General features: G+C 71.7%; 8 protein-coding genes. 6 read left to right on the top strand and 2 right to left on the bottom strand.

Going from position 1 to position 10,658, the window contains the following annotated elements; all coding sequences use genetic code 11:
• Positions 1–517 precede the first annotated feature (517 nt).
• The 4 genes from D476_RS0101090 to D476_RS0101075 are packed head-to-tail and all read left to right on the top strand — an operon-like array spanning position 518 to position 4,624.
• Positions 518–1,933, top strand: a complete 1,416-nt coding sequence (locus D476_RS0101090) for an ABC transporter permease subunit (RefSeq protein ID WP_017622140.1) — start codon at positions 518–520, stop codon at positions 1,931–1,933.
• Positions 1,934–1,945: 12 nt separating this feature from the next.
• On the top strand, positions 1,946–2,923 hold the full coding sequence (locus D476_RS0101085) for a branched-chain amino acid ABC transporter permease (RefSeq protein ID WP_017622139.1): 978 nt from the start codon (positions 1,946–1,948) through the stop codon (positions 2,921–2,923).
• A complete protein-coding gene (locus D476_RS0101080) occupies positions 2,913–3,797 on the top strand; it encodes an ABC transporter ATP-binding protein (protein WP_017622138.1) in 885 nt (294 codons plus the stop codon). Before D476_RS0101085 ends, D476_RS0101080 begins: the two co-directional genes overlap by 11 nt.
• Entirely contained in the window at positions 3,797–4,624 is an 828-nt protein-coding gene (locus tag D476_RS0101075) for an ABC transporter ATP-binding protein (protein WP_017622137.1), read from the top strand. Before D476_RS0101080 ends, D476_RS0101075 begins: the two co-directional genes overlap by 1 nt.
• Before the next feature lie 560 nt (positions 4,625–5,184).
• Here D476_RS0101075 and D476_RS0101070 read toward each other — a convergent pair.
• Positions 5,185–6,420, bottom strand: coding sequence for an ABC transporter substrate-binding protein (locus D476_RS0101070; RefSeq protein WP_017622136.1), 1,236 nt, complete (start codon positions 6,418–6,420; stop codon positions 5,185–5,187).
• A gap of 379 nt (positions 6,421–6,799) precedes the next feature.
• Positions 6,800–7,216 (bottom strand): PaaI family thioesterase, encoded by a 417-nt coding sequence (locus D476_RS0101065; RefSeq protein WP_017622135.1) that lies wholly within the window; start codon positions 7,214–7,216, stop codon positions 6,800–6,802.
• 108 nt (positions 7,217–7,324) lie between these two features.
• Between D476_RS0101065 and polA the strand changes: the two genes are divergently transcribed.
• Both polA and D476_RS31715 read left to right on the top strand, forming a co-directional pair.
• On the top strand, positions 7,325–10,090 hold the full coding sequence (polA, locus tag D476_RS31720) for a DNA polymerase I (RefSeq protein WP_017622134.1): 2,766 nt from the start codon (positions 7,325–7,327) through the stop codon (positions 10,088–10,090).
• A 315-nt stretch (positions 10,091–10,405) separates the two neighbouring features.
• Positions 10,406–10,658, top strand: a 253-nt coding sequence (locus D476_RS31715; RefSeq protein ID WP_017622133.1) for a peptide chain release factor-like protein, incomplete at its 3' end; no start/stop codon positions are given.

The raw sequence follows: 10,658 nt of genomic DNA, 5'->3' as shown, positions 1-10,658 counted from the left end.
CCCGGTCCAGGCCCCGCCGCACCAGCGGCGGGGCTTTTCTCGTGCCCGGCGCCGGGGCCGGTGTGGAGGAGGCGGCACCACTCCAGTGGAGCAGGAGGGCGCGCCCCCGCCCTGTCCCCGTCCGCTCCCGGCCCCGCGGCCCCGCCGCCCCCCGTGGCCCCTCGCGGCGGCTCCGGTCGGCCCCCGCCGACCCCGTCCCGGGCTCTCCTTGGACCCCGTCCCCGACTCCGGTCCCACCCCTTCCCACCCCTTCCCGCACCTCACCGGCGCCCCGGCCCACCCGCCCCTACCGCCCCACCCCTCCCGCTGGTCAACGGGAGGGTTGTTCCGATCCGGTCACAGATCCGCACGTTGGGGTACCGGTTGGATCACGTCGTATTAGACCTGCTGAACAGCCTGCCTAAACCGGGCTAAACTCACGCCACCGACGGAAAACAGCAGGTTCCGGGCGAACCGCCCGGAACCGGTTCAGTTCTCAGATGCGCAAGGAGCGCGCGTGCGCACACGCCTCGTGACTGTGCTGCTCGCCGTGATCGCCGCTCTCATGGTGATCCCAGGAACGGCAGCGGCAGACGCCCCGGGCGGTGAGAACCTCAACGGTCAGATTCGTCAGCCGACCACCATCGAAGGCCTGGACATCACGGTCTACGAAGGGTTCGACGGCGACGAGGTGATCGGTGAGGCCACCACCGACTCCGAAGGAAAGTGGGAAGTGGGGTTGCCCGGTCCGGGCGACTACCGCGTGGTCCTTGACGAGGACACGGTTCCCGACGAATACGTGGTCCCGGAGAAGCCGGGGTCGGAGCTGGAGGTGAGCGTCCGCCAGGACCAGCAGCGGACCGTGGTCTTCCGACTGGTGACGCCCGCCGAGGCGGCCGAGGAGTCCAAGGAGGCCTCACAGGAGGCGACCGAGGGCGAGGACGGCGGCGCCGGCGGCGGGGACGCCGCCGGGGGCGAGGAGGACGCCGCGGCCCCCGCCGCGGAGCCCGGGGCCTCCTTTGGAGAGACGTTCGTCCAGCTGACGGTCGCGGGTCTGACGTTCGGGCTGATCATCGCCGTCTCGTCGGTGGGCCTGTCGCTGATCTTCGGCACCACCAGGATGATCAACTTCGCGCACGGCGACATGGTCACCTTCGGCGCGTTCATGGCGATGATGTTCGCGAACATGACGCTGTTCTCGTCGCTGCACGAGGTGTTCGAGGGCATCCCGGTGCTGGACTTCGTGTTCAACCCGCTGGTGCTGGGGCTGCTCTTGGCGGTGGTGCTGGGCGGCGCGCTGGGCGCGGGCCTGGAGCGGTTCCTCTGGCGGCCGCTGCGGGCGCGGAACGTGGCACTGATCCAGATGTTCATCGTGACCATCGGGTTCTCGCTGGTGCTGCGGCACGTGCTGCTGGTGGTCTTCGGTGCGCGGCGCGACAAGTACGCGCAGTTCCGCATCCAGGAGCCGTGGGAGCTGGGGCCGGTGTCGATCACGCCGCGCGATGCGGCGATCATGGCGGTCGCGGTGGTCGTGCTGGTGCTGGTGGCGAGCATGCTGCAGTTCACGCGGATGGGCAAGGCGATGCGCGCGGTCGCCGACAACCGGGACCTGGCCGAGTCGTCGGGGATCGATGTGAACCGGGTGACGCTGTACGTGTGGGGCCTGGGCGGCGCGCTGTCGGCGCTGGGCGGCGTGCTGTACGGCCTGAACGCGACGGTGCACTGGCAGATGGGCTTCCACCTGCTGCTGCTGATGTTCGCGGCGGTGATCCTGGGCGGTCTGGGGACCGCTTACGGGGCGATGGCGGGCGGCATCGTGATCGGCCTGGTGGCGATGCTGTCGACGCTGTGGTTCTCGCCGCAGCTGATGAACGTGTGGGCGCTGGGGATCATGATCCTGGTGCTGCTGGTCCGGCCCCAGGGGATCCTGGGCCGCCGTGAGCGAGTGGGCTAGGGGGATTGCGCGATGGACATCTTGACGATCTCCCTGGAGACGGCGATCGGGCCGATCGCGGCGGTGTACGTGCTGGCGGCCGTCGGGCTGAACATGCACTTCGGCTACACGGGGCTGCTGAACTTCGGCCAGGTGGGCTTCATGCTGGTGGGCGCCTACGGCGTGGGCATCGGCGTGGGGACGTTCGGGCTGTCGTTGTGGGTGGCGGTGGCGCTGAGCATCGCGTGTGCGGCGGTGATGGCGCTGTTGCTGGGTATTCCGACGCTGCGGCTGCGGGCGGACTATCTGGCGATCACGACGATCGCGGTGGCGGAGGCGGCGCGGCTGCTGTACCGGGCCGAGTTCGCGCGGCCGCTGACGGGCGGCGTGTACGGGCGGCAGAGTCTGGCGGAGGGGTTCTACGACGCGAATCCGTTTCCGGCGGGCCGGTACGGGGTGCTGGGCGTCGACTTCTCGGCGAACCAGGCGTGGCTGATGCTGGTGACCTGGGGCCTGGTGGGTGTGGCGCTGCTGTTGACGGCGTCGTTGATGCACAGCCCGTGGGGCAGGGTCATCAAGGGCATCCGCGAGGACGAGGACGCGGTGCGCAGCCTGGGCAAGGACGTGTTCGTCTATAAGACGCAGAGCCTGGTGCTGGGCGGTGTGCTGGGCGGTGTGGCCGGTGCGATGCTGGCGATCAACCAGCAGAACATCACGCCGGACCAGTTCATGCCGCAGGTGACGTTCTACCTGTGGGCGATGCTGCTGCTGGGCGGTGCGGCGCGGACGTTCGGTCCGGTGCTGGGTCCGATGCTGCTGTGGTTCCTGCTGACGGCGTTCGATGAGTCGCTGCGGCAGTTGGTGGCGGCGGACGCCCTTCCGTTCATCGACGGCAGCGACATCGGTGCGCTGCGGCACGCGTTCGTGGGCCTGGCGCTGGTGGTGCTGATCGTGTACCGGCCGCAGGGCCTCATCGGCGACCGCAAGGAGATGCTGGTCAATGTCAAGTGAGTCGAGGACCGCCGATGCGGCGGTGCGCGATCGGATGGCCGGTGTGGAGCCCGCGGTGGGTGTGGCCAAGCCGGATCCGATTCTGAAGGCGTCGGGGGTGCGCCGGTCGTTCGGCGGCCTGACGGCGGTGGACGTGGAGCACCTGGAGGTGCAGCGGGGCACGATCACGGCGTTGATCGGGCCGAACGGCGCGGGTAAGTCGACGCTGTTCAACCTGTTGACGGGGTTCGACCGGGTGGATGCGGGCGAGTGGTCGTTCGAGGGCCGCCGGTTGAACGGCCTGGGGGGCCATCGGGTGGCGCGCCAGGGGATGGTGCGCACGTTCCAGTTGACGAAGGCGCTGACGCGGCTGACGGTGCTGGACAACATGTTGTTGGCGGCTCCGGGCCAGGTGGGTGAGGGCTTCTTCGGGTCGTTGGTGCGGCCGCGGTGGCGGCACCAGGAGGAGGCCAACCGTGAGCGGGCCATGGAGCTGCTGGCGCGGTTCAAGTTGGATGCGAAGAAGGACGACCTGGCGGGGAGCCTGTCGGGCGGCCAGCGCAAGTTGTTGGAGATGGCGCGCTCGCTGATGGTGAACCCGTCGATGGTGATGCTGGACGAGCCCATGGCGGGGGTGAACCCGGCGCTGGTGCAGTCGCTGCTGGGGCACATCACGGCGCTGCGGGACGAGGGCATGACGGTGCTCTTCGTGGAGCACGACATGGACGTGATCATGGGGATCAGCGACTGGATCGTGGTGTTGGCGCAGGGGGGTGTGATCGCCGAGGGGCGGCCGGAGGACATCCGGTCGAACGAGCAGGTGGTCGACGCCTATCTGGGTGCGCACCATGACGAGCCGGGTGCGGGTGCCCCGGGCGCGGGGGAGGAGGCCTGATGGCGGAGAGCGGCGGGCCGGGTGCGGCGGACGAGGGGGCGCGCCAGGTGGCCCGTGGGGAGGTGCTGGAGCACGCCGGGACGGGTCCGGTGGCGGACTACTCGGAGTTCCTGCTGGTGGCCGATGAGGTCAAGGCGGGGTACATCCCCGAGGTGAACATCCTGGACGGGTGCACGCTGACGCTTCGCGAGGGCGAGGTGGTGGGCGTGATCGGCCCGAACGGGGCGGGTAAGTCGACGCTGATCAAGACGGTGTTCGGGCTGTTGCCGGTGCGTGGGGGCTCGTTGGTGCTGCGGGGGTCGTCGATCGCGAACCTGAGCGCGCACGAGCTGGTGGAGCGGGGTGTGGGGTATGTCCCGCAGACGCAGAACGTGTTCCCGTCGCTGACGGTGGAGGAGAACCTCGAGATGGGGGTCTTCTTGCGGCCGAGGGCGTTCCGGGAGCGGTTCGCGGTGGTGGCGGAGCTGTTCCCGCTGCTGGCGCAGCGCCGTCGGCAGAAGGCGGGTGCGCTGTCGGGCGGTGAGCGCCAGATGGTGGCGATGGGCCGGGCGCTGATGATGGAGCCGTCGGTGGTGCTGTTGGACGAGCCGACGGCGGGTCTGTCGCCGATCTATCAGGACGAGGTCTTCGAGCGGGTGAGGCAGATCAACGCGGCCGGGGTGTCGGTGATCATGGTGGAGCAGAATGCCCGCCGGTGCCTGCAGATCTGTGACCGGGGCTATGTGCTGGACCAGGGGCGGAACGCCTATACGGGCACGGGCCGGGAGCTGTTGGAGGATCCGAACGTGATCGAGTTGTACCTGGGGACGCTGGCGAAGGCGGACTGAGGTCTTTTCTCCTTCTCGCGGGGGCGGCGCCGTTGGGCGCCGCCCCCGTTCGTCGTGCGGGTGGGGCGCGGGGCCGGCCGGTGCGGTGTCGGGGTGTCGTCGGGGGTGTGGGGTCGTCGGGGGCCCGGGCGGCGCCGGGGGTGTTGCGGGGATCATGGCCTCCTGTGTGGCGCCCAGGCACGCCCCTCGCTGCGTTCTCATCGGTCGACAGCCTGCTGCCCGGCTCCCCCCCCGGCCGTGCGATGGACATGACGCCGCACGGGGCTCTCTACGGCCATGATCCACGCGACACCCCCCCGAGGGCGGGCAGTGCGCGGCGCGGGCTCGTCGTCGGCCGGGCGCGGGGCCCGCCGGAGCGCCCGGGTGCGGCGGGTGTGGGGGCGGGGTGGCCCTCCGTCTCCTCGGCCTCCTCGGCGGCGATGGCGCGTGGGCGCCGCCCCGTCGGCCCGGGACGCTCACGGGGCGGCCCCCGGGCATGGAGAAGGCCCCCGCGCGGCAATGCCGCGCGGGGGCCTTCGGCGTCCGCCCCTAGGTGGGCGTCGGCCCCTCGCCCCTCCGGGCTAGGGGACGGTGATGGCGTCCTGCTTCTCGTGGACGCCTTCGTCATCGAATCCGTAGACCTGGAAGGTCGCGGTGGTCACGTTGCCGTCCTCATCGAAGTCGATGGGGCCGCTGACGCCCTGGTAGTCGATGTCCTCGCCGTCGGCGATGAGCTGCTTGCACTCCTCGAAGGTGGAGCACTCGGTGCCGTCCTTGGACACGGCCTCGACCTCGTTGACGAACTCGGCGGGGTCGTTGGTGCCGGCCTGCTCGGCCGCCAGGGCGGTGACGATGGCGCAGTCGTAGACCTGGCCGGCGAACTGGAAGACCTCGAGGTCGGAGTCGAACTCGGTGAGCCCGCCGAGGAAGTCCTCGGTGCCGACGTCGGGGGCGGTGCCCTGGAAGCCGGCGATGGTGCTCGGGTCGCTGGAGTCGACCTTCTCGGCGAGCTTCTCGTCGTTGAGGCCGTCGGTGGCGTACATCTGGTCGGCGGTCACGCCGTTCTCGATGAGGCCGGTGATGATCTGGACGCCCTCCTCGAAGGAGACGAGGACGTTGGCGTCGGCCTCGGCGTTGGACATCTCGTTGACGACGGCGTCGAAGTTGGGCGCGTTGGGGTCGTATCCCTCGTTGTAGGAGACCTCGATGCCGTTCTCCTCCAGCGCGTCGGCGGCGGCGTTGGCCAGGCCCTCGCCGTAGTCGTCGGCGCGGTAGGTGATGGCGACGCTCTGGTGGCCGTCGGCGGCGATCTTCTCGGCGAGCACGGGGCCCTGGAGGAGGTCGCTGGGGGCGGTGCGCCAGTAGAACCCGGTGTCGTCCTCTTCGGCGAGCCCGGGGGCGGTGTTGGAGCCCGAGCACTGGACGACCTGGTTGCTGGTGACGGTGTCCATGATGGCCTGGGTCATGCCGGAGGCGGCGGCGCCCAGGATGATGTCGGCGCCCTGGTCGACCTCGCGCTGGGCGGCGTCGTTGGCCTGGGCGGCGTCGTTGGCCTCGTCGCCCTCGATGAAGTCGGGCAGTTCGGAGCCGTTCACGCCGCCCGCGTCGTTGATCTGCTGGAGGGCGTATTTGGCGGCCGATTCCTGGGGCGGGCCCAGGTGGGCCAGGTCGCCGGTCTGGGGGAAGACGTACCCGAACTGCAGGGCGTCTCCTTCACCTCCACCACCGCCGTTGCCGCCGTCGCCGCCGCATGCGGCGAGGCCCAGGGTGAGGGCCGCGGCCGCAGCTGTGAGGCTGAGGGCCTTGGTGCTCGGCATTCAGGTCTCTCCGTTCAACCGGCTGGATCGGTTCGAGGTCGGCGGTCGGCTCAGCGGGTGCGCGGCGGGCGGACCGGTGTGCCGTCTGCCGCGCTTAACCGACTGCGTTAGCGGAGCTTAATTCGCTTCGTGGTGGTTTCGGAAGAAGGCCGGATCCGTTGCTGCCGAGTCGCCTTCATGCCGTTATCGGGTCGTAGTGAAGGGTGGGGCAACCCTGCGCGGCGGTGACCTCGCACGTCAGGGCGGTCACCCTGCGGGGTGGCAGGGGAGGGCGGCGGGCGCGGGAAAGAGCGGGAAAAAGAGGGGCCCACCCGGTGCGTCCCGGGTGGGCCCTGTCGGCCGGGCGCGGCGCCGTGGGAGGCGCCGGGGCGGGTGCGGCTCAGGCGTCGCGGAGCATGCACGTCAGGCGGGAGGTGCACACCCGCTTGCCGTCGTCGCGGGTGATCTCGATCTCCCAGGTGGCGAGGGTGCGTCCGGTGTGCACGGGGGTGGCCACCCCGGTGACGTGGCCTTCGGTGGCCGCCCGGTGGTGGGTGGCGCTGATCTCGATGCCCACGGCGATGCGCCCCTCTCCGGCGATGAGGGCCGAGCCGACCGAGCCGAGGGTCTCGGCCAGGACGCAGGAGGCGCCGCCGTGCAGCAGCCCGTAGGGCTGGGTGTTGCCGTCGACGGGCATCCGCCCGACCACGCGCTCGGGGGAGGCCTCGACGAGTTCGAGGCCCATCCGCTCGCCGAGCCCGCCGCCGGGGTTGGCGGCGCCCATGAGTTCGGAGAGCTGCTCGGCGTTGAGGGTCATGGCGGGGTGCCTCTTTCCTGTGTCCTGCGGGAGCGCGCGGCGGCCCGGGCGGGCGCGGCGTCGCTCGTGGCCGCGCGAAAAGTCCGCACCGCATCCTAGGATTCCCCTGTGGCGAACACACAGGAGACCCCCGGTCAGAGCAGTGCAGACGGCGCGTCGGCGGCGGGCGGCGGTGGCCGCCTGCTTCTGGTGGACGGCCACTCGATGGCGTTCCGCGCGTTCTTCGCGCTCCCGGTGGACAAGTTCGGGACGACGACGGGCCAGTCCACCAACGCGGTGTACGGCTTCACGTCGATGCTGATCAAGCTGCTGCGGGAGGAGGAGCCCACGCACATCGCGGTGGCCTGGGACGTGTCGGGGCCGACGTTCCGGCACGAGGCCTACGGCGAGTACAAGGACGGGCGCGCCGACACCCCGCCGGAGTTCCCCTCGCAGGTGGAGCTGGTGCAGGAGCTGCTGCGGCTGCTGGGCATGGCCTCGGTGTCGGTGCAGGGCTTCGAGGCCGACGACGTCATCGCCACCCTGGCGCGGCGGGCGGGCGCCGAGGGGATGGAGGTGCTGATCGCCTCGGGGGACCGGGACGCCTTCCAGCTCGTGGACGGCGGGTGCACGGTGCTCTACCCGGGCAAGAGCGTGTCGGACCTGACCCGGATGACGCCGGAGCGGGTGGAGGAGAAGTACGGGGTCGCGCCGCAGCGGTACCGGGACCTGGCCGCGCTGGTGGGGGAGAAGGCCGACAACCTGCCGGGGGTGCCGGGTGTGGGGCCCAAGACGGCGGCCAAGTGGATCCTGAAGTACGGGTCGCTGGACGCCCTGGTGGAGCACGCCGACGAGCTGACCGGCAAGGCGGGCCAGAACTTCCGCGACCACCTGGACGACGTGCTGCGCAACCAGCGGTTGAACCTGCTGGTGGGGGACGTGCCGCTGGAGGTGGGCCTGGGCGACCTGGTGCCGGGCGCCGCCGACCGGCAGGGCGTGAACACCCTGTTCGACGACCTGGAGTTCGCCTCCACCCTGCGGGACCGGCTGTTCCAGGTGGTGGACACCGGGCACGCCGGGGAGGCCGCGGAGGAGTCCTCGGGCGAGGACTTCGACGGCGCGGTGGAGGTGCCCGGGCCCGGCGCCCTGGGCGCGTGGCTGGACGGGCACGCCGCGCAGGGCCGCTCGGGGGTGGCGTTCTCCGGCACCTGGGGGGCGGGCGCCGGGTCGCTGACGGGCGTGGCCGTCGCCGCCCCGGACGGCGCCGCCGCCTACATCGACCCGGCCGACCTGGGCGAGGAGGACGAGCGCGCCCTGGCCGCCTGGCTGGCCGCGGACGACCGCGCCAAGGCGGTGCACGAGGCCAAGGGGCCGCTGCTGGCGGCGTTCGCGCACGGGTGGGACCTGCGCGGGGTCACCGCCGACACCGCGGTGGCGGCCTACCTGGTGCAGCCGGGCCAGCGCAAGACCGGCCTGGAGGACATGTGCCGCCAGTACCTGAACAAGGAGCTGGTGCGGCGCCAGGAGGAGGGCGGCCAGCTCTCGCTGGACATCGGCGGCGGCGAGGGCGCCGACGAGGGCGGGGCGGTCCGCGCGGACCTGGCGGTGCGGGCGCGCGCCACCCTGGAGCTGGCCGACCGGCTGGACGCGCTGCTGGGGCAGCGGGGCGGCGCCGGGCTGATGGCCGACGTCGAGCTGCCGCTGGTGCGGGTGCTGGCGGGCATGGAGCGCGTGGGCATCGCCGCCGACCGGGCCTACCTGGACGAGCTGGAGGGCGAGTTCGCCGCGGAGCAGCGCCGCGCGGTGGAGGAGGCGCACCGGGTGGTGGGCCGCGAGTTCAACCTCGGCTCGCCCAAGCAGCTCCAGCAGGTCCTCTTCGAGGAGCTGGGGCTGCCCAGGACCAAGAAGATCAAGACGGGCTACACCACCGACGCCGACGCGCTGGCGTGGCTGGCGGCCCAGACCGACAACGAGCTGCCGTCCATCCTGCTGCGCCACCGGGACCAGACCCGGCTGCGCACCACGGTGGAGGGGCTGATCAAGACGATCGCCGACGACGGGCGGATCCACACCACCTTCAACCAGACGGTGGCGGCCACGGGCCGGCTCAGCTCGGTCGAGCCCAACCTGCAGAACATCCCGGTGCGCACCGACGCCGGGCGGCGGATCCGCCGGGCGTTCGTGGTGGGGCCGGGCTTCGACGCGCTGATGACGGCCGACTACAGCCAGATCGAGCTGCGGATCATGGCGCACCTGTCCGAGGACGCCGCGCTCATCGAGGCGTTCCAGACCGGGCACGACTTCCACGCCGAGATCGCGGCGCGGGTGTTCGGCACCGACCCCGGGCAGGTGGGGCCCGAGGAGCGGGCGCGCATCAAGGCGATGAACTACGGGCTGGCCTACGGGCTGAGCGAGTTCGGCCTGTCCCAGCAGCTCGGTGTGGCCCCGGGTGAGGCCCGCGCCCTGATGGAGGACTTCTTCACGGTGTTCGGCGGGGTGCGCGACTACCTGCAGGCGGTGGTCGAGCAGGCCCGCCGGGACGGCTACACCGAGACCATCCTGGGGCGCCGCCGCTACCTGCCGGACCTGACCAGCGACAACCGGCAGCGGCGGCAGATGGCCGAGCGGATGGCGCTGAACGCGCCCATCCAGGGGTCGGCGGCCGACATCATCAAGGTGGCGATGCTGGACGTGGACCGGGCGCTGCGCGAGGGCGGCCACCGGGCGCGGGCGCTGCTGCAGGTGCACGACGAACTCGTGCTGGAGGTGCCCGAGGACGAGGTGGAGCCGGTCCGGAAGCTGGTTTCGGACAAGATGGCCGACGCCTATGATCTGCGCGTGCCCCTGGCCGTCTCGGTCGGCCTGGGCGAGAACTGGCGCGACGCGGCGCACTAGGGGTGGTGCGTGGGGCATGCCCGTAGGAGGGCCCCGGCGGCGTCATGTCCGTCGCGGGGCCGCTGTGCTCCCGAGAAGGCTGTGCTCCCGAGAAGCAGGGGGAGTCGGCCCGGGCGTGCTGTCGGCCGATGTGAAAGCGGCGAGGGGCGTGCCCGGGCGCCGCGCAGGAGGCCGTGATCCGAGCAACACCCCCTACGCTGCGCGCGGCCCCGGCCCCGCCCTCCGGGGCGGTGCGGCCGGGGCCGCGCCGTATTCGGCGTGCCATTCGGCGTTTCGGCGGCTACGCTCTGAGCGGAATCGAGGGAGGGGGCACCGATGGCGGACAGGGGCGACGCGGGGCGCGGGCCCGCACTGCCCGAGGGGGAGCTCGTCTGGCGCTTCTCCCGCTCCGGCGGGCCGGGCGGCCAGCACGTGAACACCTCCGACACGCGCGTGTCGGTGTCGCTGGACGTGGCCGCGACCTCCGCGCTGACCGGGCGCCAGCGCGAGCGCGCCCTGGAGCGGCTGGCCGGGCGGCTGCGGGGGACGGTGCTGACGGTGACCGCCTCCGACACCCGCTCCCAGGCCC

The sequence above is a fragment of the Nocardiopsis chromatogenes YIM 90109 genome (assembly GCF_000341185.1).
Classification (GTDB): Bacteria; Actinomycetota; Actinomycetes; order Streptosporangiales; family Streptosporangiaceae; genus Nocardiopsis_A; species Nocardiopsis_A chromatogenes.
The sequence above is the reverse complement of the archived record's forward strand: the minus strand, read 5'-3'. Positions and strand labels throughout refer to the sequence as shown.

Coding starts and splice junctions, on each gene's coding strand:
- D476_RS0101080 (WP_017622138.1), top strand. CDS start 2,913: ATGTCAAGTGAGTCGAGGACCGCCGATGCGGCGGTGCGCGATCGGATG.
- D476_RS0101070 (WP_017622136.1), bottom strand. CDS start 6,420: ATGCCGAGCACCAAGGCCCTCAGCCTCACAGCTGCGGCCGCGGCCCTC.
- D476_RS0101065 (WP_017622135.1), bottom strand. CDS start 7,216: ATGACCCTCAACGCCGAGCAGCTCTCCGAACTCATGGGCGCCGCCAAC.
- D476_RS0101085 (WP_017622139.1), top strand. CDS start 1,946: ATGGACATCTTGACGATCTCCCTGGAGACGGCGATCGGGCCGATCGCG.
- D476_RS0101075 (WP_017622137.1), top strand. CDS start 3,797: ATGGCGGAGAGCGGCGGGCCGGGTGCGGCGGACGAGGGGGCGCGCCAG.